Source organism: Arsenicibacter sp. R0_47 (assembly GCF_057652235.1).
This window is the reverse complement of the sequence record NZ_JBYFCJ010000002.1, coordinates 86852-112732: the sequence shown is the minus strand read 5'-3', so window position 1 is coordinate 112732 and position 25881 is coordinate 86852. Positions and strand designations below refer to the sequence as shown.

Genomic DNA, 25881 nt, shown 5'->3' with positions numbered 1-25881 from the left:
TCCGGTAACCTGTTGACTCCCACCTGCTAACCGGGATTTATTACCTGTTCAGCCTGAAGCTAAAAACTTATCAACTGGTAATCAGCACCTTTTACCGGCAATATGCCTCGCCGCCGGGCGTAGCCTTTTTGTCTTTCCGGATCACTCATATGTCCCGCTGATAAAGATCATTCAAACTTTTTCAGACTTCCACTAGTTTGGATTTGACTTGATAAAGTACACATAAAGTCACTTGAACACAGGATTGGTACTGACGAATTAGTTGATTTAGCCACTTATTAGCTCAGAGTCGCGTTTTGTTAACCGATTTCGACCGAATAATAAGTCCTCGTTACCAATAGTTGTTCTGTTGCTTTTGATGTCCTTTTCTTTGCACTGTGTTTTCACTCAAAACTCTAATCAGGATGAAAAAAATTCTCGCGACTGTTCTTTTCATATTTGCCCTGGCAGCAAGCCAGCAGGCATTCGCACAGTACCAAAAGGGTGATAAGCTGCTGAACCTTGGTCTCGGCTTAGGATCTTACTACGGTGGTGGTGTCCCTATCGGTGCTTCTTTAGAATTTGGTGTTACAGACAATATCAGCGTAGGTCCACAAATTGATTATTATTCATGGAGCTACGGTTATGTGGGCTACAAATGGCGTTATACATTTATCCCTATCGGTGTTCGTGGCTCGTATCACGCAAACGAATTGTTAAATCTGAACAACGACAAACTTGACCTGTATGGCGGTGTAAGCCTTGGTTATTATATTTCAAAATATAGTGATAACACAGGCTATACCGGCACTTATGACAATGCATACGGTGGTCGTGCATTTTTAGGTGTACACGTAGGCGGCCGTTACTACTTTAAGCCAAATCTTGGTGGTTTTGCTGAATTAGGTTACGGTGTATCAACTCTTAAAGTAGGTGTAGCCTTTAAGTTTTAATATAAATCTACGTATAAAAGCGAATCGGCCGCCGGACTTGTCCGGCGGCCGATTCCTTTTATACGTCTGCCTGTTACTTAGCTGCGATTTCGCGCAGGCTCTTCACGCCCATATTCCAGAGCGTAAAGGCATAAATATCGGCCATTGTTTCGATGTTCTTTTTCGTGTTGCTGGCGCCGTGTCCTGAGTTCACATCGATCCGGATCAGCATCGGGTTATTGCCCTTGTACTTCTCCTGCAATGTGGCTGCATACTTGAACGAGTGGGCCGGCACAACACGGTCGTCGTGGTCGGCGGTAGTGATCAGCGTTGCCGGATAGTTTACACCTTCGCGGATGTTGTGGATCGGCGAGTAGCCCGCCAGTACCTTAAACTCTTCCGGATTGTCGCTGCTGCCGTAATCGGCAATCCAGTTCCAGCCGATAGTAAACTTGTGGAAACGCAGCATGTCCATAACCCCAACTTGCGGAATCGCCACCCGGAACAGGTCAGGCCGCTGGTTCATGACGGCACCTACCAGCAACCCGCCGTTAGACCCGCCACGGATCGCCAGTTTCGCCGGACTGGTATATTTCTGCGCAATCAGGTATTCGCCGGCAGTGATAAAGTCGTCGAACACATTCTGTTTTTTGAGTTTCATCCCCTGCTCGTGCCATTTCTCACCGTATTCACCACCACCGCGCAGGTTCGCCTGTGCATAAACGCCGCCCTGCTCCAGGAACGGGATCAGCAGCGAGTTGAACGACGGCGGCAGGCTGATGTTGAATCCACCGTAGCCATATAACAGGGTCGGATTGGTACCGTCCAGTTTAATGCCTTTCCGGTAGGTGATAAACATCGGCACCTTTGTACCGTCCTTGCTGGTATAAAATACCTGCTTTGTTTCGTAGTCGGTCGGGCGGAAATCAACTTCCGGCTCGCGGAACACCGTGCTTTTTTTCGTGGCAATGTCGTAGCGGTAAATTGTTGGCGGGAAGGTAAACGACGTAAAGGTGTAGAACACAAACTTATCGTCTTTCTCACCGCCGAAACCGCTGGCGGTTCCGATACCCGGCAGCTGGATTTCGTTTTCAAGCTTACCGTTGAGGTCATAGACATACACCCGCGACGTAACGTCTTTCGAATACTGCACAAACAGCTTACCGCCGGCCGTTCCCGAGCTGGTCAGCGGTTCCGGCTTCTCGGGCAGAACCACCGTCCATTTCTTAGTGGCCGGACTGTACTTCATTACCTTGCTGTTCGGGGCATCGGCATTGGTTTCGATCAGGAAATCCCCGCCGATGTTATCCAGAATGCCGTAGCTGAAATCGGTGATGTCGGCCACAATCGGCGTAAAGGGCTGCGCCGGCTTTGTGGCATCGATGTAAAACAGGGCGTTACCGTCTTTTCCTTTTCCGCGGTCGCTCACGTTCAGGATCGCAAAGCGCTCGTCTTCGGTCGTACCCAGCGTATGAAACCGCTGCGGATTGCCCTTGTCTTCATACACCAGCCGGTCGGCCGACTGCGGTGTATTCAGCTTGTGGTAAAAGACCTGATGATTCTCATTTTTAGCGGCCAGGGCGCTGCCTTCCGGCTTCGGATAACGGCTGTAGTAGAAGCCGTCGCCCTGCCATGACGCACCCGATACCTTTACCCATTCGATTTTATCGCTCAGGTACTGCTTCGTTGTCATGTCCATCACACGGTATTCATTCCAGTCGGAGCCGCCCTGAGACGTTCCGACGACGGCATGTTTACCGTTTTTCGACAAGGCAAAGGTGGTCATGCGGGTTGTACCGTCGGCTGAAAGCTTGTTCGGGTCAATCACCACCTCCGGCGCCCCGTCAAGGCCTTTTTGCCGGTAGAGCACCGACTGGTTCTGCAGGCCGTCATTTTTGTAAAAGTAATACCACTCGCCTTTCCGCGACGGGGCCGAATATTTCGGGTAGTTATAGACCTTTTCGAGGCGGTCCTGTAGCTGCTTCCGGTACGGAATCTGATCCAGATAGGCGAAGGTCACCTTGTTTTCGGCCTTAACCCATTCCGCCGTTTCGGCCGAGCGGTCATCTTCCATCCAGCGGTACGGGTCCGCAATGACGGTACCGTGGTAGTTGTCAGTCTGATCTGTTTTACGGGCTTGCGGATACGTCAGGGGGCCTTGCTGGGCCAGTGTTGCAGAAGTCGTTAACATCAACGAATAGGCAATAAAGTTGGAAATACGCATCGATGAAGCGAGTTGAGGGTAAAATTAATTTCTCCTCTAAATTAGACAGATTTATAATCCAGGGCGAAATCTGTATCTAAGTTTGTCATTTTCTGACGGTTTTGTTACTTTTCAAGGCATTGAAGGCAACAGTAAAGTACCACGAACCCAGCTTTACCCCCGCATGCCGGCACATCGACGTCATATCCTGCGCTATCTGTTGATGGTTCTCTGGTTAACCGCTTTGACACGGATGGCCGGGGCACAGGCGTTCCGTATTGACCATATCGGTGTTGCCGAAGGACTCACGCAAGGATCGGTTTACTACATTTACAAAGACAGCCGCGGGTTTCTCTGGCTGGGTACGCAGGACGGACTGAACCGGTACGATGGCCAGCACTTCAAAACGTTCCGGCCCGACGCCCGCTTTCCGAAGCAGGTTACGGCCAGTGGCTCCAAAAACCACGGCCGCCAGAGCGTGCAGACCCCTAACGGATCTATTCTGGGGGTAAATATCTTCGGCATTGTCGAATCGCCGGACGGCAACCTCTGGATCGGAACCGAGGAAGGTCTCAACCGGTACGACCGCCTCAGCAGCCGCTTCGACTGCATTCAGGCCACGGCTCCCAACGGCAACAGCCTGTCGAACCGCACATTACCGTTCTACAGCGATCAGGAGGACGTACTGTACCTGAGCGACCTCGAAGGGCTGGTGGCTATCAACTGGCATACGCTCCGAAAAACCGTCATTGACCCCGCGTTACGGCCCACACGGGAATACGACCTGCAAAGCTCAACCACCCGGACGGCCTCCGGTGATGTCTGGCTTCATGCCCCGAAAGGCGTGCTGCGCTATAACCTCGCCGAACGGAAAACCTACGCCTACTTCAGCGACCGGCCCGACAATCAGGTTGGCGACCCGCAGGCTATCTTTTCATTTCTGCTCGATAAAGACCAGAAAACGGCCTGGCTGGGTACCTCCAACGGCCTCATCCGGCTGGATTATACGCAGTGTCAGGTGCAGACCTACCACGCCTTTCCCAACCGCCCGATGAGCCCCGTCTTCAGTATGGACGAAGATCACAGCGGCGGGCTCTGGCTGGGCACCCAATCCGACGGGTTACTGCTGTTCGACAAACGGGCGCAGCTTTTCCGGCAGTTTACCCGCTTTACGAACAACAGCCGCCGGCTCACTGATTTTGAGATCAACAAGGTATTTGTTGACGACCATAACGTCGTCTGGGCCAACGTTGATCCTGACGGACTGGCTAAAATTATTCCGAATGCCTTTCTGTTTGGCGGCCTGACCAAACAAAGTCAGAACGACATGGTACCCGCCGGACAGCAGCTGACCAATTATACCGTCCGCAGCTTTATGGAAGAGACCCCACGCCGCATCTGGGTTGCCAATGAGGGCGGGATTGATGTCTTCGATCCGATGAGTTACCAGATTGTCGACCGGTTTAAACTGAATGCCCAGCGCCAGAATCTGCCTACCTATAACCCTGTTAAAAGTCTGCTCAGCGACGATTGGGGCCGTATCTGGGTGGGCAGCATCGGCGGTGTACTGAAATACTCGACGGCGTCAAAGCACTTTACACGCATCGATTTTCCGGATAACTACAACAGTCTGGTGGCCGCCAATTATGTGCGGAATATGTGTAGTCTGGATCCTGCCACCTTGCTGGCAGCAACGGAAGACGGCCTGTATCTGCTCGATGTGCCTACCAGCAACTGGTCGAAAGCACCGGTATTATCCGGCAAAAACATCTTTTCGCTTCATCTGGATACACGCAACCGGCAGCTATGGGTAGGCACGTATCTGAACGGGTTTATGGTCTATCAGCTGCCGGCAGCCGGACAGACCGGACCGTGGAAGCTGCTGCGGCTTGGACTGAAAGGGTTTACCGTTCTGAATATGCTCAACGATACCACGCGGCACACCACCTGGATCGCAACAGACCGCGGCCTTGGTGCCTACAACCAGCAGACCAAACGGATTAAGCTCTTCACCGAATCAAGCGGACTGGCCAATGCCTTTATTTACGGCACGCTGATGGACGATCACAAATGCCTCTGGATGAGCACGAACCGTGGTATCGCCCGGTTTGATCCGGGGACAGAGACCTTTACCAATTTTACCCTGACCGATGGCCTTCAAGGGTATGAATATAACGGGAACGCCTACCTGAAAACAACCGACGGCAAACTATATTTCGGCGGGGTCAACGGCTTTAACTACTTCCGGCCAACTCATTACCGAAGCAGCCTCTTCAACCCGAAAGTTCATATTTATGACCTGAAGGTGAAGGAGGAACCATACATGACCGACCACTACGTCGGAGAAGTGCCATCGATTGAGCTCTCGTATGCCGACAATACCTTTTCGCTTGAGTTTGCCGCCATCGACTATTTCAGTAACGGCCAGAATGTATACCAGTACCAACTCTCCGGCTACGACGATTGGTGGGTACAGGCCGGCAATAAGAACTACGTCCGGTATGCCAACATCCCGCCCGGCGATTATACGTTTATGGTCAGGGCCGCCAACAAGGATAAACACTGGAGCGGCCACATCCGGCAGCTGCACATTCATGTCCGGCCGCCATTCTGGCTCAGGGCACCGTTTATCCTGACGATGCTGGTCGTTATCGGCACGCTGATTTACAGCATTTTCAGACGGCGGGTAAACGACCTGCGCAGGCAACAGGCCGAACGGCTGCAACTGGCTTACGATATTCAGGAGCAGGTGAAGAAAGACATTGCCCGCGACCTGCACGACGAAATCGGCACCCGCCTGGCGACACTGAAACTCTATGCGTCGCAGCTGGTGCAGCATTTACAGCAATCGCCGGATGTGCTGGGGATAAAGACCAACATGTTCGGGCTGATCAACGATACCATCAGTGATGTGCGGAACCTGCTCCGGAAACTCGATCCGCGCACGCTGGAACAATACGGCTATGTCGCGGCCGTGGAAGAACTGTTTGGCCGCATCAATGCAGTGGAGGCCGTACAGGCGCATCTGACACTCAATCAGGCACCCGAAACCCTGCCCCACCGGACGGCGCTGATGCTGTACCGCATCACGCAGGAGTTGCTGAATAACTCACTTAAACACGCCGCCCCCTCGCAGATTGACCTGCTGATTAAAGGCCAGGAAAACAGCATACTGCTCGAATATCAGGACGACGGCACGGGGTTTGATTATGACCTCAGCCAGCGCGGTCTGGGCATCGGCAACATTGAAGCACGAGTGGCTATGCTGCACGGAAAAATAATCTGGATTACCGAACCCGGCAAAGGCACACGGGTCATCATCGACATACCCACCCGCGACGTTCAACCAACACAGGGTCAGAACACAATGACCACATCGTCACTTTCGGGATAGCCGGTGCAGGTCAGCACCCAGCCTTCGCGCAGGTCGCGTTCGGTCAGAACATCGTTGATCGTCATGTGCACCTGCCCCGATGTACAGCGCCCCGCACAGGTTGAGCAACGCCCGCCGCGACAACTGTACGGCAGTGAAATGCCCTCGTCCAGCGCAGCCTGTAGAATCGATTTATAGGCAGGAACCAGGATGTCAGTTTCTTTATCAGCAAACAACAGCCGGACCATACGATCAACCGAGTGAACGGGCGGAGCACTGACAAAGAGCGGCTCCACCACAAAATTCTCCTTGTGAATCTGCGCCGCCCGCATACCGCTGAACACCAGCGTAAACTGCACCATCCGCATGTAATCGCCGGGGCCGCAGACGTAGCATTCTGCCGCCGCAAGCGGCCCGTGTAACAGCGTGGGTAACAAGGTTTCCAGCAACACATTATTAAGCCGGCCCGTCCGGACAATACCATTCAGTCCCTCCCCATCCTGTGTTGGCTGGCTAAGCAGATGAATCAGCCGGAAACGGTCCGGAAATAACGCTGCCAGCGTATTAAGCTCCTCCCGGAAAATAATGCTCCGTTCGCGGGTGTTACTGTAGAGCAGGGTCAGTTTCGTAGCAGAGGTCGTGGTCAGCGCGGCTTTAATCAGGCTCAGCACCGGCGTAATGCCGCTGCCGGCCGCCACAAACAGCAGGTCCTGCGGTTCGGTATCGCCCATCTGGCTGAGGGTAAACCGGCCGGCCGGAGCCAGGCACCGGATCTCGTCGCCAATCCGCAGTGTGTTGAGCAGGTAACGGGAAATCGCTCCGTTTTCAACCCGTTTGATGGTAATGCGGAGGGGTTCGCCGGGGACTGAACTAATCGAGTACGACCGGCGCACTTCGTGCTCAATGGCCTCATCGCCGCCTTTCGGGTGCAGGATAATGGTCAGAAACTGCCCGGGCAGATAAGCCACCGGCTGTCCGTCGGCTGATTCAAGGTAATAGCTGTTGGTATCGGCTGTTTCAGCCTCAATGCGGGTGATGCGCAGGTCAAGCGTTTGGGTCATATTGGTCAGCCAGGTTCGCTAAAGCAACTCAATTTCATCCGGAAACAAACCGGTGTATTTTACAATCAGGTCAACCGGTATGCCATCCTGTTTCATCTTACGGGCAACTTCGCGCGATTTCTGCAACTGACCTTCCTGAACGCCTTCTACCCTTGCCGTCTCCATAACATCTTTTTCAATACTCGTATTTTCCAGCGTTCTTCTGTAAGCCGCTTTTTCGTCGGGTGTAAGCGCATCAAAATCGAGCCGTTGCCGGACACTTTCAAGTCCTTTTGCATTGAATTCATCTTTTACCTGATTGTTTTTCAGATAATAAATCCATTGGTCCAGGGTATCCTTAGCCACATTATCAAACCGGTTTACTTTGATGATGTAATATTCAGGATAAATCTGGTGAACGTGCTCATAGCCCAATGATGATTTTTGCCGGGCCGATAGTCCCAATACATCGCCATTATGGATGCCCACAAACTCATTCTTACCGTGATACACATAATCGTCACCCTGTCCCAGATCAAAATAGACAATATTGATTGAGTACACTTTCCGGACACTCCTGTAGGAGTCGCCCAGCTGGAAATAGTCGGTCAGGGCTTTGGATGTACCAAACAGCATCCGCTGAAAATAATCAGCTTCGCTGTTATTCTGCAGTTCAATAATCACCAGTTCTTTCCGGCTGTTCAGGGCCAGCATATCTACCCGGTTAAACTTCGTCAGTTCATCCTCCTGGTTGCCTTCACTTTCCAGAATCTGTTCAATCTGAATGTCTTCGCGCAACAGTTCCGATAAAAAGCCTTCCAGGACTACGTAATTGGCTTTATTACGCAGCAGCCGCTTCATCGCCCAATCGAACCGGACCAGATTTTTTGCCATGGTACTTTTTTTTTCAAAGATACATCAATTCCCTTCGCCCGAAAACCGGGCATATCCTGCCGGAAGCGGCGGCTCATATTGCCTGACGGGTTGGGTTAACGCGGGCAAACGTGTAACTTTGCGGATTCTATGGCAAGACTCTTAGCAATCGACTATGGCACCAAACGCACCGGGATCGCAGTTACCGACCCGATGCAGCTTATTGCCACCGCCCTCGACACCGTCCCGACTCATCAGCTGCTCGATTTCCTGAAAAAATACACCGGAACCGAAGCCGTTGAAGCCTTCGTGGTCGGGATGCCGACCCGGCTGGATGGCACTGATACCGATAACACGCCACGGGTCCGTCAGTTTGTAACCCGGCTGGAGAACGCTTTGCCGCAAATTCCCGTTTATCTTCACGATGAGCGGTTTACGTCGTCAATGGCCTTGCAGGCAATGATTGCCGGAGGTACCAAAAAGAAAGACCGGCGCGAAAAAGGCAACATCGATAAGGTGTCTGCCACCATTATTTTACAGTCGTTCATGGAAAGCAAAAAATAGTGCGCCCGATAGAACCTCTTCACTGACTGCTATCAGACGACACACATTTGTCCTATTATGATTCTTCCAATTGTTGCGTATGGCGATCCGGTTTTACGGAAGCCGGCAAAAGACATCGAACCCGGCACGATCGATGTAAAAAAATTCAGTGACGATATGTTTGAGACGATGTACGCATCGTCGGGAATCGGGCTGGCTGCTCCGCAGGTTGGCCAGGGTATCCGGTTGTTTGTCGTCGATGGCACGCAGATCGACGCCGATGAGCCGGAAGAGGAAAAAGACCCCAGCCTGATCAACTTCAAAAAAGTATTTGTTAATCCGGAAATCATCGAAGAAGACGGCGAGGACTGGGGCTTTGAAGAAGGTTGCCTGAGCATTCCGGGTATCCGGGCGGAAGTTTACCGGCCCGAAATCATCCGGATCCGCTACGTTGACCTCGACTGGAACGAACATGAGGAAGAGTATGACGGCATGGCGGCCCGCATCATCCAGCACGAATATGATCACCTGGAAGGCAAGCTGTTTACCGACTATCTCTCGCCGCTGAAACGCCAGCTGATTAAAAAGAAACTTTCCGACATCACGAAAGGTAAAGTGGATGTCGATTACCGCATGCGGTTCCCTAAATAACGGGCCAATCAGCGATGCCTGTCCTCAGGCATCGCTACTCCTCTTCCTATGCGCATTACCCTTATTCAAACCGATCTGCACTGGCAGGACCCTGTTGCCAACCGGGCCATGCTCGAGGAACGTATCTTTGGCTTACCCGAAGCTACTGATCTGATTGTGCTGCCCGAAATGTTTACGACCGGCTTCACCATGCAGGCTGCTTCGGTAGCCGAACGGATGAACCTGACGACCTTCCGGTGGCTGAAACAGATGGCGGCCCAGACGGGGGCGGTTGTCACGGGGAGTTATGTGGTGCAGGAAGACGGTCGTTTTTATAACCGGCTGGTCTGGATGGAGCCCGACGGGACAGTTGATACCTACGACAAGCGGCATTTGTTCCGCATGGCGGGTGAAGACAAAACCTATACGGCCGGTGAACGGCGGCTGGTGAAGGAATGGAAAGGCTGGCGGATTTGCCCGCTGATTTGTTATGACCTGCGGTTTCCGGTCTGGAGCCGTAACCGGGTGATTGAGCCGGGGCCACCGGCGCAGCTCGATTACGACTTGCTGCTATACGTTGCCAACTGGCCGGAAGTGCGCCGCGATCCGTGGAATACCCTTCTTCAGGCCAGGGCCATCGAAAATCTGAGCTATGTCGTGGGAGTGAACCGTGTCGGCGCCGACGGCAACGGGATTCCTCACAGCGGCGATTCGGCCATCATCAATTACAAAGGTGAGGTTCTGGTACGGCATACACATACGGAAGTCTGCCATCAGCAAACACTGTCGCTGGACGAACTCCGCGATTTTCGTGCTAAGTTCCCGGCGTATCTGGATGCGGACGGGTTTGGATTGACCTACCCGTAGAGACGCAACATCTTGCGTCTCCTTTCCTCGCATGATGCACTACTCTCCGGTCTCCCGATACCCAATTACGCTGAGACGCAGGATATTGTCCTGATACCCTTAGCGCTATACTGAGACGCAGGATATTGTCCTGATACCCCATGAGACGCAAAATATTGCGTCTCTACTCGAGGACTTTGGGTACCTGGAAAAACTGCTCGTCGTGTTGCGGGGCGTTGGCGAGGGCACGCTCACGGCTGAGGTGTTCGCCGACAGCATCTTCCCGGACTACGTTCAATTCCTCCGAAATGTGCATCAACGGTTCAACACCCGTTGTATCGACTTCGTTCAGCTGCTCCATCCAGGTCAATACCTCATTCAGGCTGCTGAGCATGCCGGCTTCTTCTTCCGGCCGGACTTCCAGACGCGCCAGATGCGCAATCTTGTGCAAGGTTTCTTTATCTACTTTCATCGTTAACTGGTCGGCCGCCACGGCGGCAATTGCGTACACCCGATAGCTGTCTGCCGGTATTCAATCGGGTGACAGGTTATACACTGGCCACTTTTTCTGACTTCATCAATTCAGCGTCGATGATCCGGAACGTCTGTTCTTTCAGCGACTCAACGTCTTCCTGCGTCATGCCCTGCGTAAGGATGGGTTCATGCACCACGACACGGAGCGCCATGTGATGCATCCGCATTTTTTTCTTGTCCGGCAGAATCTTGTAGTTATTCAGCAACGAGATCGGCACAATCGGTACCTGCTGCTGAATAGCCATCGTAAAGGCCCCGTCCTTAAACGGATGCGCCATCTTTGGCGGTTGTTTGGCACGGATGCCTCCCTCCGGAAAGATCACAATACTACGGCCTTTCGCCAGGGTCCGGATGCATTTGTTCAGCGAATAGGCCCGGCTTTTGGCTTCCTCCCGCGTTACCTGAATGTGCAGTTTGGCAAACATATACCCCAGCAACGGGATTTTCTTTACCTCACTCTTGCCGACAAAGGAGTAATAATTTTCGATCACGACCCCCATCATGGCAATATCCAGGTAGGAAAAGTGATTGGCGCAAAAAACATAGGCCTGCTTCCGGTCCGGCCGGAACCGGTACTCTACCCGCACGGGCATGCCGATCCCGAAGAAAAACAGCTTGCCCCAGATGGAATTAATCCGGTGGGCTGCCGGTTTCCAGGCTTCCCGCTGCAGACAAATATACTGTATCGGAAACAACAGCAGATACAGTACAGTAATCCAGACGGCGCACCAGATTGAGTAGAGGAGTGTCATAAGCGGTTGAGACATTGGCCATTCAGACGGCGCAGCCCATACAGGCCGGCCGTCTGAACGGTCGCAAATCTATATTAATGTTTGAAATGCCGGACGCCTGTGGTCACCATAGCCAGGCCGTTCCGGTTGCAATAGTCAATCGAATCCTGATCGCGGATGGAACCGCCAGGCTGTACAACCGCCGTAATGCCGGCCTGATGCGCGATTTCGACGCAGTCAGGGAACGGGAAGAAGGCATCAGATGCCATCACGCTACCCGTCAGGTCGAATCCAAACGACTTTGCTTTTTCAATGGCTTGTTTCAGCGCATCCACACGGCTGGTCTGGCCGACACCGCTTGCCAGCAGCTGACCTTCCTTCGCCAGTACAATCGTGTTCGACTTGGTATGCTTACACACTTTCAGCGCAAACTCCAGGGCCGACAGTTCGCTGTCGGTCGGTGCTTTTTCGGTAACGGTTTTAAACTGAGCCGCTACTTCGGTCTGCCGGTCCTGATCTTGTTCCAATACCCCGTTCAGGATGGTTTTGATCATTTTCGATGGCAGCGTTACCGGCTTACGGGTCAGCAAAATCCGGTTTTTCTTTGATTTCAGCAGTTCCAGCGCTTCCGGTGCGTAATCCGGCGCAATCAGAATTTCCATGAACAGCTTGTTCAGTTCTTCTGCTGTTGCCAGATCAACCGGTACGTTAGTGATAATCACCCCGCCAAACGCCGATACCGGATCACAGGCCAGGGCGTTCAGGTACGCCTGCTGCGGCGTAGCGGCCGTGGCAATACCACAGGCGTTGGTGTGTTTGATGATCGCAAACGTAGCACCTGCCGAAGCCGAAAACTCGTCGATCAGGTTAACACACGCATCCACGTCAACGAGGTTGTTATACGACAGTTCCTTGCCATGCAGCTTGTCGAACATCGCTTCCAGGTCACCGTAGAACGTTGCCTGCTGGTGCGGGTTTTCGCCGTAACGCAGCGGATTAGCCGGCAACTGCCTGTACGACGACTGATCGTCGGCAGTAAGCCCGGCAAAGTAGCCGTGGATCGCCGTATCGTAGTGCGACGTCACGCCGAACGCTGCCTGCGCAAACTGCTTGCGGTCGGCGAGTTCAGTGCCACCATCTTTTTCGGTCAGCAGGTCAACCACGGCACCGTACTGGCTCCGCGACGACACAATCAGTACGTCTTTATAATTCTTGGCTGCCGCCCGGATCAGCGAGATACCGCCAATGTCAATTTTCTCAATAATATCTTCCTCTGAAGCACCTGATGCCACCGTCTCTTCAAACGGGTACAGATCAACCACCACCATGTCGATATTCGGAATCTGGTGGCGTTCGGCCTGGGCTACGTCCTGATCCAGATCACGGCGGTAAAGGATGCCACCAAAAACGGCAGGGTGCAGTGTTTTCACCCGGCCGCCGAAGATCGACGGATAGCCGGTCAGGTCTTCAACGGCCGTAACCGGAATGCCTAACTCTTCAATAAATGTCTGGGTACCACCTGTTGAATACAGTTTTACATTGTGCTGGTGCAACAACTTCACCAGGGGTTCGAGACCGTCTTTGTAATAAACGGAGATTAAAGCGGAGGAGATTTTCATGATTCTTCCTGAACAGCATCCCTGCTGTTTCCAGCCTTTTGATTGATTTGATTGCCGGATTTGATGTTCGATGGTGCTGCGGCACAATACCGCTGCCATCAATGAAGCCGCAAAGATAACCAAAAGCCTGCACACCACACGCGTTAACACCGGCTTCCTCACGAATGCCGGTAAATTTCCGTTATTTTTGCAAAGCAGCCCTGAACAGGTCGCCCGGCGATGCTGTTCAGGGCGGATGAACCACTACGATGAGTACATTCAAAAAACTGGCCGGCGACACGGCATTATACGGTGTCAGCACCATTCTGGCGCGCTCTATCAATTTTGCACTGGCTCCCATCCAGACCTATGCCTTTGAAAATCCCGCTGACCTTTCGTCCAACGTAACGCTCTATGCCTGGATCGGTATGCTGATGTCGGTGTACACGCTAGGGCTCGAAACGGCGTTTTTCCGCTTTGCGGCCCGCGCCAAAGGCCCTGAACTGGCCGGTGAACGCCAGCTGATTTTTAACCGGAGCACGAGTCTGCTCATCCTGTCGGGGCTGATTCCGGCGATCCTGACTATCTTTTTTGCAGCACCGATTGCCGGTTATTTGGGCTATCCAGGCGAAACTACTGCCGTCATGTGGTCGGGACTGATTCTGGCCGTTGATACCATTGTCGCCATTCCGTTTGCCCGGCTGCGCGTTGAGAACAAAGCCCGCCGGTTTGTGCAGGCCAAGGTGATCAACATTCTGATCAACGTAGCCCTCAACGTCTTTTTCATTGTGCTCTGCAAGGATATCTCGGAAGGCGATTACCTGACTGCCCTCCAACCGGTGGCCGCCTGGATTTACCGGCCTGAGATTGGACCGGCGTACATTCTGCTGGCCAACCTGCTGGCCAACGCCCTGTATTTTGTTTTCATGCGCGACGCTTTTGCCGGCTTCCGCTTTACCTTCGAATGGGCCGTTGTCCGGACGTTGCTCGCCTACTCCCTGCCCATCATGCTCACCAACATGTCAGGGGTGCTGAACTCATTGACTGACCGGCTGCTGCTCCGCCGTTTTCTGCCCGAAAACTTCTATCCGGGTCTGACCTCAGAGGATGCGCTGGGCATTTACGGCAACTGCCTGAAGCTGTCTATTTTCATGGCCCTCGCCATCAACTCCTTCAAGTTTGCGGCCGACCCGTTCTTTTTCAGCCGGGCCGAAGACAAAAACTCGCCTAAACTGCTGGCCGACGTGACCAAGTGGTTCCTCATCGTCTGTGTGGTCCTCTGGGTTGGTGTCAGCCTGAACCTGGATCTGGTCGGGTTGTTGTTATCCCCCAAATACCGCGTCGGGCTGGTTGTGGTTCCCGTACTGCTGCTGGCCAACCTGTTTCTCGGCGTGTATTACAACATTTCGTTCTGGTTTAAACTCAGCGATAAAACACAGTTCGGTACCCTGATTACCGTCATCGGCGCCATTACAACCATTGTGCTGAACATAGTACTGATTCCGCGCATGGGCTACATGGGATGCGCCGTTGCCTTTCTGGCATCGAGTCTGGTGATGATGGTGTTGTGTTATGTACTCGGGGAGAAATATTATCCGGTGCCGTACCACCTCAAATCGGCGCTATGGTACATCGGCAGTGCCGGAGCACTGATTTATTTTTCGGGGCAGATCAGCATCAGCAACCTGTGGGTGGCCGTCCCGTATCACATGGCCCTGTTTCTGGCCTATCTCGGCACCATTGCCATCATCGAACGCGATACGGTGAAACTGGCGCTGGCCCGCTTCCGGAAATGAAAATGGCGGCCACGCCAAAGGCAGTTATTTGTATTTGGGCGACCACGTGGGGTCGCCCGTACGGGGAAAGAAAAGAAGGCTATTTAATATCGCGCAATAATTTGTTGGCGTAAATAAATTCGTTCAGTTCCGGAACGGTCGAGCGGGTAATGGTGGTGTTATCGCCTTCCCACAACTTATGGCCCTGATACAGGAACATAATTTTCTCGCCGATTTCCAGCATCGAGTTCATGTCGTGGGTAATCACAACCGTTGTAATGTTAAACTCGTCGGTGATTTCTTTAATCAGCTGATCGATTTTGATGGATGTCAGCGGATCGAGGCCCGAATTAGGTTCATCGCAGAAGAGGTACTTCGGATTCATCACGATGGCACGGGCAATACCTACCCGTTTTTTCATCCCGCCCGACAGCTCCGAAGGCATCCGATCGGCGGCAGCTTCGAGGCCCACCCGTTGCAGACAGAACATGGCCCGTTCGTGTTTCTCATCCGACGGCGTATCGGTCAGCATATCGAGGGGAAACTGTACGTTCTCCAGCACGGTCTTCGAGTCGAACAGAGCCGATCCCTGGAACAGCACCCCCATTTCGCGGCGGATTTCCTTTTGTAGTTCTTCATCGCCCGTCAGGAAATTACGGCCGTCATACAACACATCGCCCTGATCCGGCTTCACGAGGCCGATCATACACTTCAGCAACACGCTTTTACCGGTACCGCTCCCGCCAATGATCAGGCTGGTTTCGCCAGGCCGGAAGTTACCACTGATCCCGGCCAGTACCTGCCGGTCGCCGAAGGTTTTGGCAATATTTTTTATCTCAATCATTGTCTGAATCCTTAGTGATGATGGTGTGTTTAGAGCAGCAACTGCGCCAGTAAGAAATCAGCAGCCAGTACGGCAATACAGCTGTTGGTTACGGCCGTTGTTGACGCCGCCCCGACCTCCAGCGCACCGCCCCGTACATTATATCCCTGATAAGCCGAAATCGTCGAAATCAGGATAGCAAACACCACCGATTTAATCAGCGCAAACGTCACGCTGAACGGCTTAAAGTCAGACCGAAGCCCGTACACATAATCCTGCGGCGTAATGATGTCGGTTAGCGTACCCGCCACGTATCCGCCCCAGATCGACAGAAAGCCGGCCAGAATAATCAGCAGCGGAAACATGACCATTGAGGCAATCATTTTGGGCAGCACCAGATACGAGCTTGAATTGATACCGATCACTTCCAGCGCATCAATCTGTTCGGTAATCCGCATCGTTCCCAGCTGGCTGGCAATATTTGATCCGACCTTACCGGCCAGTACCACGCTCGTGATAGTCGGCGCCAGCTCCAGAATCGTACTATCCCGGACAATAACGGCAATAATCGACAGCGGAATCAGCGGGCTAACCAGGTTATACGCCGTCTGTACGCACGTAACCGCCCCGATAAACGTCGACACGATAGAAACGATAAAGACCGATTTGATACCGATGGAGATGCATTCTTCCATGACTAACCGGTAGTAGACTGCAAATTTTTCCCGGTTGGTGAAGAGCGTACCTAAGAAAATAAAATACTTCCCTATATGTGACATGTCTGGTAATTTATGCTGCTGCCCTGCTAAACCCGTCGTTATCTGTTCAAAAAAAGGGGCGGTATAGCCCGCAAACGACAATTTACAGTAGACTCAATTAGAAACGCCGGTAAAGATAGAATGGTTTGTTCCGTAAATTGCCGCTTCGATAAAAATTGATAGCCATACCGGGCGATTCCGGCTGCCAGCCGGCGCGGCATTTCCCGATCACTTTACCAACAAAGCCAATTATGAATCCATTACTTGTTGTGACGGGCGGTACCAAGGGAATCGGACGGGCCATTGCCGACCGGTTTGTCGGCGCGGGATTCGATGCCGTGATCTGTGCCCGCACGGTAGACGGTATCGACGGCCCGAACTACCTGCCGTTCGCCGCCGACCTGTCGACCCGCGACGGCGTAGACAGCCTCATCGGTTACCTGCAATCGCTGAACCGGCCGGTTGATGTACTGGTCAATAATACCGGTGTGTTTCAGCCGGGGCAGATTCATACCGAGGCGGAGGGCGTTTTTGAGCAGCTCATGACGACCAACGTAGCCAGTGCCTATCACCTGACCCGAGGGCTGGTCGGCGACATGATTGCCCGCCGCAAGGGACATATCTTTATGATGTGCTCAACGGCCAGCATTACAGCCTACACCAATGGCGGGTCGTACTGTATTTCTAAATACGCGCTGCTGGGCATGAGCCGGGTACTGCGCGAGGAGTTAAAAGTCCATGGCGTAAAGGTGACGGCAGTATTGCCGGGTGCCACATTAACAGCGAGTTGGGAGGGCACTGATTTACCCGAAGACCGCTTCATGAAACCGGAGGATGTAGCGGATACCGTCTGGGCAGCCTACACCCTTTCGCGAAGTGCGGTGGTTGAAGAGGTGCTGATTCGGCCACAATTAGGCGATATTTAGTAAAGATGTTTGTATCTTGCGCGCCACTTCATCCGTAAACTCCCAACTGTAAACTGCAAACAGCAAACTGTATATTCATAAAATGTCTTCTATTCAGTATCTAGGCATTGATGTCGGCGGCACAAATGTTAAAATGGGCATCGTAGACGCCCAAACCGGCAAAATTTCTAACTTCTACAGTCACGATACGTCCTCCTGGCGCGAATCGGGCCATTTCATGGAACGCTTCGGCGACGCTATTGCCATTCAACTGGCCGATCACAAGGACATCACCAAAGTTGGAATCGGTTTGCCGGGCATGATTAACCGTCAGCGTACGGTTCCGCTCGAAATCACCGCCATCCCTGAACTGAATGGCGTTCCGATGGTTGAGACCCTCACAAAGCGGTTTCCTTCCGTTCAGTTCTTCCTGGAGAATGATGCCAACGCCGCTGCGCTGGGTGAGTTCTACTTCGTGGACGACATGAACGATGAGAACTATATCTTTATTACGCTCGGAACCGGTGTAGGCGGTGCGGCGATCATCGATAAAAAAGTGTTCAAAGGCGGCGACGGTAACGCGATGGAGCCCGGCCACATTCCGTCACGGAACGGTAAGGTACTGGAGCGTAACATCGGTAAAAAAGAGCTGCTGGATCTGGCGAACCTGCGGCGTTCGGAGTATACCGGTGCCACGCAATTGCCCGACGACGGTGAAATCTCGACTACCGGTCTGGTGGCCGCTGCCGCCGAAGGCGACAAACTGGCGCTACAGATCTGGACGGAAGTCGGCGAAATGCTGGGCGAAGGCCTCGTCTCACTCATCCGCATTCTGGACATCCGCAATATCCTGATCGGCGGTGGCCTGTCGGCTTCATTTGAGTACATTCTGCCGGCCGTGCAGAAAGAACTGGATTTCTGGCTGACTCCTTACTACAAAGACGGCCTGTCGATCAAGCGGGCAACGCTTGGCAATGATGCCGGTCTGCTGGGTGCAGCTTCGCTCTGCTTCGAATAAAAAAGCCATTACTTACCTAAAGCCCTGATTATCCTAATATTAAAGGATAGTCAGGGCTTTCTTTTTTGTATAGCCACCACACAAATTCCGGGCCAGTTCCAATAAAATCTAAAAAAAATGATCTACAGACACGGCTACGTTCCCGTTTAATAATTAGTTACCATTTTTAACATAAAAGTCCACATAAAACAGGCAAAACTATACCCTATTTGTTATTCAGTGACTTTGACTGAATGCATAACGTCAATACATTTGGTCAGACATTTGCATATTTTAACAGTATTCACCCAAATCTGAGCGACTATGGCAAAACCTCAACTTAGCTATTCTATTTAAAATCCACAGGAGGTCAGACGGCCCACACACCGCTGACCGGTTTACTGCCAGGGTAAGGCCTGTTCCGGCTTTATTCCGCTTCAGGTGCTCACCTGCCTGAAGAACGGTCTCTGCTTTCTTATTACTTCGGGGCAGGGTCATCTATATCGTTTGGAACGCATTCAGCATCATGTTATCCCTACCTCCGGAAAAACCGGAGACTGGTATTGCTTTGTCTGAATCGTCATGTCAACTATCTCTTATTCAACGTTTATGCAAAAAACACTACTTCGTACCCTTAGGCCGTGGCTTCTGGTTTGGGTGGTACTTGCTATGTCCCTGAGCGGAGCACTGGCACAAAATGCTACGGTTACACCCATAGGGCAAATCTGCCTCGGTCAGCCGTTATCGCTTAGTATTGTACCAATTAACGTATCGCAGTTAGCGGAAATTCGTATCAGCGGCCCTAACGGGGTAAGCGCTGTTGTTGGCGGAAATGGCGTTGTCACCCTGCCTACCGGCCCCGGCGGGCTTCAGGCCGGAGCCAACAACCTGACTGTGACAGCGGTACTGCTCGGTCAAACGATTTTGACCGTTCCGGTTACCATTACATTGCCTAATGCGGTCCAGGCTGTTACTAACCTGGTTTCACAAACAGTGCTACAGGGAAACACTCTTACGTTAGCGGGCACCTGCCCGACCGGTGTGCTGAATTATACGTCAACCAGCGGGACTGGTACAGGAAATCCAACCATCCCGACGGGTACAACAGGCGTACAGTCGTATACGGTAGTCTGTATAGACGGCAACGGGTGTGTCAGCCCGGTTTCCGTAGCGAACGTAACCGTCGTCGGCGGCGGGCTTACTCTGTTACCCGGCACACCCTCGCAGATCTGTCTGGGTCAACTCCTGAACCTAAACTTGCTGGGCAGCGGTGTTCTGAGCGACCTCACCGGTGGCATTAACAGCGGCCTCATTAGTTTGTCGGTCACCGGTCCTGTCGGCGTTTCAGCGACCGTGCTCGGTCCGGGCCTGTTGCAGGTCACCGGACTACCGGCCGGACCAAACAACCTGACCGTGACAGCCTTTCTATCAGGGACACCGGTAGCTAACGTAGCCCTGACCACCAACGTCATCAGCCTGCCTGCGGTGCAGAATCTCGTATCTGTCAGCGGCCTGACCGGCTCAACGCTTAACCTTGCAGGTACCTGCCCGACAGGTATCCTCAACTATACGTCTACCAGCGGTACTTCCGGCTCAACGGCTTCGGGTGTAATTCCGGTGCTCACCGGCAGCGCGGGTGTACAGTCGTATACGGTAGTTTGTATAGATGGCAACGGCTGTATCAGTCCGATCTCGGTAGCGAACGTAACCGTCGTTGGCGGCGGGCTCAGCGTGTTACCCGGCACACCATCACAGATTTGTCTGGGTCAGCCCCTGAATCTGAGCCTGCTGGGCAGCGGTATCCTCAGCGACCTGACCGGCGGAGGCGCCAACAGCGGCCTCATCAGTTTGTCGGTCACCGGCCCTGTCGGCGTTTCAGCGACCGTGCTCGGCCCGGGTTTGTTGCAGGTTACGGGTCTGCCAACGGGTCCCGGCATCCTGACCGTGACGGCCTTTCTATCAGGCACACCGGTAGCAACCGTAGAAATCGCCACCAACGTCATCAGCCTGCCTGCGGTGCAGAATCTCGTATCTGTCAGCGGCCTGACCGGCTCGACACTTAATCTTGTTGGTACCTGTCCGACAGGTATTCTGAACTATACGTCTACCAGCGGTACTTCCGGCTCAACGGCTTCGGGTGTAATTCCGGTGCTCACCGGTAGCGCGGGTATACAGTCGTATACGGTAGTGTGTCTGGATGCTAACGGCTGTATCAGTCCGATCTCGGTTGTCAACGTGACGTTAGTAAACGGAACCCTTACGCCATCGGGTGTTATCAATCCGGTTTGCCTCGGCAACGCCTTAAGCCTTACCCTGTTAGGCGGCAATGGGCTGGATCTGAATCTGGTCAGCTTATCCGTTACCGGTGTTTCGAACCTTAACGTAGTAGCCGGCGGCCCGGGCGTACTGACCATCAACGGCTTACCAGCCGGCACCAATAACCTGACGGTAACAGCCTATCTGCTGGGTGCACCGGTGGCCAGCGTTATCCTGCCGGTTACAGTGCTCAGCGTTCAGCCGCCATCGGTTGCGTCAAGCCCGACAGTGGGTCAGACCTATCCGGCCGGTCAGACATCGGTATCGGTTACACAGGGGTCCAATAATCCGGTGGTCTTTACGGCCAGTTGTTCCGGCGGCTCGTTAAGCTATGTTGGCTCAAACGGACTGAGCGGCACCAGCAGCCCGATCAACGTACCAACCACAACGGCCGGTACGATCTCTTACTCGGCGGTCTGTGTGAACGGCGGATGCGTTAGCCCGACAACCATTGTCAGCGTTATTGTGGCATCACCAACCAACCAGAATCCGGTCTTAGTAAATGGCGGTATTCCATCGCCGCAATCGGGTACCGTGGGGGTTGGTTTCAGCACCAACGTTGCGACGGCTTTCAGCGATCCGGACAACAACACGCTTACCTTCAGCAGCACGCCCCTACCGGCCGGATTAGTCCTTTCGCCAGCCGGTACGATTTCCGGCACACCAACCGTTGCCGGTACGACCAGCGTTACCGTAACGGCTAACGACGGTCAGGGCGGTTCGGTATCCGACGATCTGGTACTGGTTATTTCACCGGCAAATCAGCCACCATCGCTTGTTGGCAGCGGTATTGCCAGCCCGCAGACGGCTACGGTAAATACCTCGTTCAGTACACCGACAGCCTATGCGTTTAATGATCCGGACGGAGGGCCGCTGAGCTACTCGGCAACAGGCCTGCCAACCGGTCTGGCTATCAATTCAGGCAACGGCATTATTTCCGGTGTACCGTCGGTGACCGGCAGCTTTGCCGTAACCGTAACCGCCAGCGATCCGCAGGGAGCGGCTGTTTCATCGACCTTTACGCTGAACGTAATCGCACAAACGGCTCCGAATCAGGCACCGGTTGTTAACGGTACACTGACATCGCCGCAGTTCGCAACCGTGAATACTACATTCCTGACGAATACCTCAACGGTATTTACGGATCCGGACGGCGGGCCGCTGAGTTACTCGGCAACGGGGCTGCCAAGCGGTCTCAGCATTGGTAATACAAATGGTATTATCAGCGGGGCACCTTCGGTAAGTGGTACGTTCCCGATTACAGTAACGGCCAGTGATCCGCAGGGAGCAAATGCATCAGCCAGTTTCACACTGGTGGTAGCACCGCAGAATACGCCGAACCAGGCGCCTCAGCTGACCGGTACACCACTGGCGAATCCGCAGTCGGGCACGGTAGGCGTAGCGTTCAGCACCACCACCGCCGGTGCCTTCACCGATCCGGACGGCGGACCACTGAGCTTTACGGCAACAGGTCTGCCAAACGGCGTCAGCATCAATCCAACGACCGGCGTTATTTCGGGTACACCAACGCAGTCGGGCAGTTTCCCGGTCGTTGTCATTGCTTCAGATCCGCAGGGAAGTGCCGCGTCAACCGGCTTTACGCTGAATATCGCGCCGACAAACCAGACACCGGTACTGGTCGGCAGCGGAATCAACTCGCCGCAATCCGCAACCGTCGGTCAGGCGTTTGTTACACCGACAGCCTATGCATTCAATGATCCGGACGGCGGACCGCTGAGCTACTCAGCAACGGGTTTACCGGCCGGTCTGGGCATCAATTCAACGAATGGCATTATCTCGGGCGTACCGTCGGTCAGCGGCGTATTCGCGGTAACCGTTACGGCAACCGATCCGGCCAATGCCGGCGTTTCATCGACGTTTGTCCTCAACGTCTCACCGCAGGCAGTTGCCAATCAGGCGCCTCAGCTGACCGGTACACCACTGGCGAATCCACAGTCGGGCACGGTAGGCGTAGCCTTCAGTACCACCACCGCCGGCGCCTTTACGGATCCGGACGGCGGACCGCTGAGCTACTCGGCAACCGGATTACCGAACGGGGTTACTATCAACCCGACAACCGGCGTTATTTCGGGTACGCCAACGCAGTCGGGCAGCTTCCCGGTTATCGTCATGGCAACGGATCCGCAGGGCGCTATGGCCTCAACCGGCTTTACGCTCAACATTGCACCGGCGAATCAGTCACCGGTAGTAACCAATGGCGGGCTGGCTTCGCCACAGACGGCAACGGTTAATACCGCATTCGTGACGCCGACGGCATATGCGTTCAACGATCCGGATGGCGGGCCGCTGAGCTACTCGGCAACGGGACTGCCAACAGGATTGAGCATTAATCCGGGCAACGGAATCATCAGCGGCAGTGCGTCTGTCACGGGTGTTTTTGCGGTAACGGTTACTGCCCGTGATCCGCAGGGAGCCTCCGCATCGTCAAGCTTCGTACTGAACGTAGTGTCGCAGGCAGTGCAGAACCTGGCACCACAGGTGGTTGGGAATCTGACATCGCCGCAGTTCGCTACGATCAACGCCGCTTTCAGTACGACTACGGCGGGTGCATTCTTCGATGTTGATCCGCTGACCTACACGGCTGGCGGACTACCGGCAGGGCTGAACATCAACCCGGCAACCGGCGTCATTTCGGGAGCTCCGTCGGTAACGGGCAACTTCCCGGTCACCGTTACAGCAACCGATCCGCAGAATGCATCGGCAACAACGGCCTTCACCCTCATTGTCAATCCGGCAATGGTAGTGACAGCACCGCTGGGTGTAACGGTGGTCAGCTATAATTGTGCAACCGGTGATATTGTCTTTGGCCGTACAGGTGGTGATCCGAACCGGCCGGTTGAATACCTGGCGATTGGCGTGAAAGGCTGGAGCACTTCGCCTTCGGGCCGGATTGAGTCAGAACTCCGGTCAGATCCGAATCAATCGAGTATTACGGTGTTTATCCGGTATGTAGGTGAAGGCAGTGCCAGCGCCAGTTACGCGTTCAATTTCCGGACATTCTGCGCCGGTCAGGGCAACCAGCCACCGGTCTACAACGGAACACTGGCGAATCAGACCGGAACAGTGGGCGTACCATTTACGTATACCTTCCCGGCCAACGCCTTTACCGATCCGGAAGGACAGGCGCTGACGTTTACAGCAACCGGCCTACCGGCGGGCGTATCGCTTTCCGGTCAGACCATCAGCGGTACACCGCAGCTACAGGGTGTTTATGCCGTAACGATTATGGCGATGGATCCGCAGGGGGCTTCGCAAATGGGTACGTTTACGATCACGATTAATCCGGCGCCGGTTGTCGGCGGACCACTGGCAGCTACTGTGCTCAGCTACAACTGCCAGACCGGTGATATCGTCTTTGGCCGTACAGGCGGTGATCCGAACCGTGTGGTTGAATACATGGCGATCGGGGTACGCGGGTACAGTACGAATCCAAACGCCCGCATTGAAAACGAGCTGCGTAGTGACCAGAATCAGTCATCGATTACGGTAATGGCACGGTATGCAGGCGATCCGGCTTCGGTTGTGAACTATGTCTTTAACTTCCGGACATTCTGTGGGAATCAGGGCAATCAGCCACCGGTCTACAACGGCGGGCTGCCGAATCTGACCGGTACGGTAGGCGTTCCGTTCAGCTATACGTTGCCGGCGGGTCTGTTTACCGATCCGGAGGGCCAGGCTGTCACGCTCAGCGCCTCCGGTTTACCGGCAGGCCTTTCACTGACCGGCCGCGTCATCACCGGTACGCCAACGCAGCAGGGTGTGTACACGCCGGTTACTATCGTAGCACAGGATCCGCAGGGAGGTACCGCTCAGGCGACCACGACGTTCACGGTAAATCCGGCGAGTCAGGGTAACCAAGCGCCGCTGGTGACCGGTACGATTCCGGCACAGACAGCCACAGTGGGTATTTTCTTTACCTACACGATTCCGGGCAACATCTTTACCGATCCGGAAGGCCAGCCGCTGACGTACACCCTTTCCGGTGCACCACGCCGGTTAGATGTCAATGGCAGCGTGATCAGTGGCTTCCCGCTCACCAACGGTAATTTCCAGATTACCGTAACAGCAACCGATCCACAGGGTGGTTCAGCCAGTACGAGCTTCCTGCTGACCGTATTGCCGAACAATACCTGTGGTAGTGCACCGACCACCCTTGGCCAGACCCTCCAACTGTTACAACCTGACTATAACTGTCAGACGGGGGTAATTAAGTTCAACACGGCGGGCGGTAACGGAAGTACCATTACTTACTCGGCCATCGGTATTACCGTACCGACAACGGACTGTTTTGACCAGATGGATGCCGAAGTAGCGCAGGATGTCCGGAATGATAAGCCAAACGTAGAACCGTTTATTATCCGGGCACAGCAATTCGGCGTAATTGTGCAGTATGCGTTTGATGCACGGGCATATTGCCGCAGTCTGCGTACCGGCCGTGAAGCCGTTGAGGCATCCCCGGCTCTGGAGGTGACGGTACTCGGCAACCCGACTCTGGATGAATGGGTTGACGTGGATGTTCGTGGTGCTGAAGGTCAGCTGCTGCGGCTGCGCGTAGCCAATCCGGACGGTACTGCACAAGGCGAGCAATGGGTTGAAAAAGCCGGAGCCGTTCAGCGTGTAAGGGTTCTGCTAGGCCAGTCGGCCGGAGCTTATCTACTCCAGGTACACACACCAGCTAAGGCCAGAACAGTGAAAGTGATCCGGCAATAACTGCCATCCTTTTCATGTAAACAAACCAGCCGGGAAGTAGGTACTTCCCGGCTGGTTTGTTTACTGACCATCAGATAAATACCACATCATATTTCTCTTTACGACATGTTTAATTAAACCAAATAATGATTATTATACTCTCTGCTTACTACAAAATAAAAAAGATAAAAAAATCCTTAGATTTATAAATCTAAACATACCATTATTCCGTAATCCTCAGTAATATTCCGCGCTAATTCATGTTAATTTTTTTATTGAAAAATTAACAGTCCAGCCAAATTAAATAATTATCGT

The 25881-nt window shown here is 53.5% G+C and carries 17 protein-coding genes; 9 read left to right on the top strand and 8 right to left on the bottom strand.

The features are described from left to right. Positions 1-404: 404 nt before the first annotated feature. Positions 405-932 carry a hypothetical protein gene (locus AC23NW_RS03815; protein WP_487447824.1) on the top strand — a complete coding sequence of 176 codons (528 nt, stop codon included), beginning with the start codon at positions 405-407 and terminating at the stop codon, positions 930-932. A gap of 73 nt (positions 933-1005) precedes the next feature. Here the strand turns inward: AC23NW_RS03815 and AC23NW_RS03810 are convergent, their stop codons facing one another. Next, positions 1006-3102 (bottom strand): prolyl oligopeptidase family serine peptidase, encoded by a 2097-nt coding sequence (locus AC23NW_RS03810; RefSeq protein ID WP_487448332.1) that lies wholly within the window; start codon positions 3100-3102, stop codon positions 1006-1008. 196 nt (positions 3103-3298) lie between these two features. Between AC23NW_RS03810 and AC23NW_RS03805 the strand changes: the two genes are divergently transcribed. After that, positions 3299-6508: a ligand-binding sensor domain-containing protein gene (locus tag AC23NW_RS03805; protein ID WP_487447822.1), complete on the top strand. Its 3210-nt coding sequence runs from the start codon at positions 3299-3301 to the stop codon at positions 6506-6508. Here AC23NW_RS03805 and AC23NW_RS03800 read toward each other — a convergent pair. Further along, positions 6472-7548, bottom strand: coding sequence for a 2Fe-2S iron-sulfur cluster-binding protein (locus AC23NW_RS03800; RefSeq protein WP_487447820.1), 1077 nt, complete (start codon positions 7546-7548; stop codon positions 6472-6474). The two genes, AC23NW_RS03805 and AC23NW_RS03800, sit on opposite strands and share 37 nt — an antisense overlap. An 18-nt stretch (positions 7549-7566) precedes the next feature. Then, positions 7567-8421 (bottom strand): Rpn family recombination-promoting nuclease/putative transposase, encoded by an 855-nt coding sequence (locus AC23NW_RS03795; RefSeq protein ID WP_487447819.1) that lies wholly within the window; start codon positions 8419-8421, stop codon positions 7567-7569. 129 nt (positions 8422-8550) lie between these two features. Between AC23NW_RS03795 and ruvX the strand changes: the two genes are divergently transcribed. From ruvX to AC23NW_RS03780, 3 genes are read left to right on the top strand one after another with little or no spacing between them, the layout of a single operon-like run. Further along, positions 8551-8964 (top strand): Holliday junction resolvase RuvX, encoded by a 414-nt coding sequence (gene ruvX, locus AC23NW_RS03790; RefSeq protein WP_293844381.1) that lies wholly within the window; start codon positions 8551-8553, stop codon positions 8962-8964. A gap of 57 nt (positions 8965-9021) precedes the next feature. Next, positions 9022-9594, top strand: coding sequence for a peptide deformylase (def, locus tag AC23NW_RS03785; RefSeq protein ID WP_487447816.1), 573 nt, complete (start codon positions 9022-9024; stop codon positions 9592-9594). Positions 9595-9642: 48 nt separating this feature from the next. Next, positions 9643-10440, top strand: coding sequence for an amidohydrolase (locus AC23NW_RS03780; protein ID WP_487447815.1), 798 nt, complete (start codon positions 9643-9645; stop codon positions 10438-10440). Between the two features lie 163 nt (positions 10441-10603). Here the strand turns inward: AC23NW_RS03780 and gatC are convergent, their stop codons facing one another. The 3 genes from gatC to purH all read right to left on the bottom strand — a co-directional run bounded on the left by gatC (position 10604) and on the right by purH (position 13303). Then, positions 10604-10891, bottom strand: a complete 288-nt coding sequence (gatC, locus tag AC23NW_RS03775; RefSeq protein WP_071506179.1) for an Asp-tRNA(Asn)/Glu-tRNA(Gln) amidotransferase subunit GatC — start codon at positions 10889-10891, stop codon at positions 10604-10606. 76 nt (positions 10892-10967) lie between these two features. Next, positions 10968-11705: a lysophospholipid acyltransferase family protein gene (locus tag AC23NW_RS03770; RefSeq protein ID WP_487447814.1), complete on the bottom strand. Its 738-nt coding sequence runs from the start codon at positions 11703-11705 to the stop codon at positions 10968-10970. Positions 11706-11779: 74 nt separating this feature from the next. Beyond that, positions 11780-13303, bottom strand: coding sequence for a bifunctional phosphoribosylaminoimidazolecarboxamide formyltransferase/IMP cyclohydrolase (purH, locus tag AC23NW_RS03765; protein ID WP_487447812.1), 1524 nt, complete (start codon positions 13301-13303; stop codon positions 11780-11782). A 248-nt stretch (positions 13304-13551) separates the two neighbouring features. Between purH and AC23NW_RS03760 the strand changes: the two genes are divergently transcribed. Further along, a complete protein-coding gene (locus AC23NW_RS03760) occupies positions 13552-15078 on the top strand; it encodes a polysaccharide biosynthesis protein (protein ID WP_487447811.1) in 1527 nt (508 codons plus the stop codon). Between the two features lie 79 nt (positions 15079-15157). On the opposite strand, the gene AC23NW_RS03755 is transcribed toward AC23NW_RS03760, so the two are convergent. Both AC23NW_RS03755 and AC23NW_RS03750 read right to left on the bottom strand, forming a co-directional pair. Beyond that, positions 15158-15901: an ABC transporter ATP-binding protein gene (locus AC23NW_RS03755; protein ID WP_487447809.1), complete on the bottom strand. Its 744-nt coding sequence runs from the start codon at positions 15899-15901 to the stop codon at positions 15158-15160. Between the two features lie 29 nt (positions 15902-15930). After that, positions 15931-16659: an MlaE family ABC transporter permease gene (locus AC23NW_RS03750; protein ID WP_293840799.1), complete on the bottom strand. Its 729-nt coding sequence runs from the start codon at positions 16657-16659 to the stop codon at positions 15931-15933. Between the two features lie 230 nt (positions 16660-16889). On the opposite strand from AC23NW_RS03750, the gene AC23NW_RS03745 reads away from it, so the two are divergent. The 3 genes from AC23NW_RS03745 (at position 16890) to AC23NW_RS03735 (ending at position 25587) form a co-directional block, all read left to right on the top strand. Continuing rightward, positions 16890-17564 carry an SDR family oxidoreductase gene (locus tag AC23NW_RS03745; RefSeq protein WP_487447807.1) on the top strand — a complete coding sequence of 225 codons (675 nt, stop codon included), beginning with the start codon at positions 16890-16892 and terminating at the stop codon, positions 17562-17564. Between the two features lie 82 nt (positions 17565-17646). Continuing rightward, complete coding sequence (locus AC23NW_RS03740) at positions 17647-18561, top strand: ROK family protein (RefSeq protein ID WP_293840805.1); 915 nt, start codon at positions 17647-17649, stop codon at positions 18559-18561. Positions 18562-19149: 588 nt separating this feature from the next. Next, positions 19150-25587 carry a putative Ig domain-containing protein gene (locus tag AC23NW_RS03735; RefSeq protein ID WP_487447806.1) on the top strand — a complete coding sequence of 2146 codons (6438 nt, stop codon included), beginning with the start codon at positions 19150-19152 and terminating at the stop codon, positions 25585-25587. The last annotated feature ends 294 nt before the right edge of the window (positions 25588-25881 follow it).

Excerpts from the sequence above, each read along its gene's own strand:
- AC23NW_RS03755 (WP_487447809.1), bottom strand. The coding sequence starts at position 15,901 with ATGATTGAGATAAAAAATATTGCCAAAACCTTCGGCGACCGGCAGGTA.
- AC23NW_RS03740 (WP_293840805.1), top strand. The coding sequence starts at position 17,647 with ATGTCTTCTATTCAGTATCTAGGCATTGATGTCGGCGGCACAAATGTT.
- AC23NW_RS03805 (WP_487447822.1), top strand. The coding sequence starts at position 3,299 with ATGCCGGCACATCGACGTCATATCCTGCGCTATCTGTTGATGGTTCTC.
- gatC (WP_071506179.1), bottom strand. The coding sequence starts at position 10,891 with ATGAAAGTAGATAAAGAAACCTTGCACAAGATTGCGCATCTGGCGCGT.
- AC23NW_RS03750 (WP_293840799.1), bottom strand. The coding sequence starts at position 16,659 with ATGTCACATATAGGGAAGTATTTTATTTTCTTAGGTACGCTCTTCACC.
- AC23NW_RS03780 (WP_487447815.1), top strand. The coding sequence starts at position 9,643 with ATGCGCATTACCCTTATTCAAACCGATCTGCACTGGCAGGACCCTGTT.
- AC23NW_RS03735 (WP_487447806.1), top strand. The coding sequence starts at position 19,150 with ATGCAAAAAACACTACTTCGTACCCTTAGGCCGTGGCTTCTGGTTTGG.
- AC23NW_RS03795 (WP_487447819.1), bottom strand. The coding sequence starts at position 8,421 with ATGGCAAAAAATCTGGTCCGGTTCGATTGGGCGATGAAGCGGCTGCTG.
- AC23NW_RS03815 (WP_487447824.1), top strand. The coding sequence starts at position 405 with ATGAAAAAAATTCTCGCGACTGTTCTTTTCATATTTGCCCTGGCAGCA.
- AC23NW_RS03760 (WP_487447811.1), top strand. The coding sequence starts at position 13,552 with ATGAGTACATTCAAAAAACTGGCCGGCGACACGGCATTATACGGTGTC.
- purH (WP_487447812.1), bottom strand. The coding sequence starts at position 13,303 with ATGAAAATCTCCTCCGCTTTAATCTCCGTTTATTACAAAGACGGTCTC.
- AC23NW_RS03800 (WP_487447820.1), bottom strand. The coding sequence starts at position 7,548 with ATGACCCAAACGCTTGACCTGCGCATCACCCGCATTGAGGCTGAAACA.
- AC23NW_RS03745 (WP_487447807.1), top strand. The coding sequence starts at position 16,890 with ATGAATCCATTACTTGTTGTGACGGGCGGTACCAAGGGAATCGGACGG.
- AC23NW_RS03770 (WP_487447814.1), bottom strand. The coding sequence starts at position 11,705 with ATGACACTCCTCTACTCAATCTGGTGCGCCGTCTGGATTACTGTACTG.
- def (WP_487447816.1), top strand. The coding sequence starts at position 9,022 with ATGATTCTTCCAATTGTTGCGTATGGCGATCCGGTTTTACGGAAGCCG.
- AC23NW_RS03810 (WP_487448332.1), bottom strand. The coding sequence starts at position 3,102 with ATGTTAACGACTTCTGCAACACTGGCCCAGCAAGGCCCCCTGACGTAT.
- ruvX (WP_293844381.1), top strand. The coding sequence starts at position 8,551 with ATGGCAAGACTCTTAGCAATCGACTATGGCACCAAACGCACCGGGATC.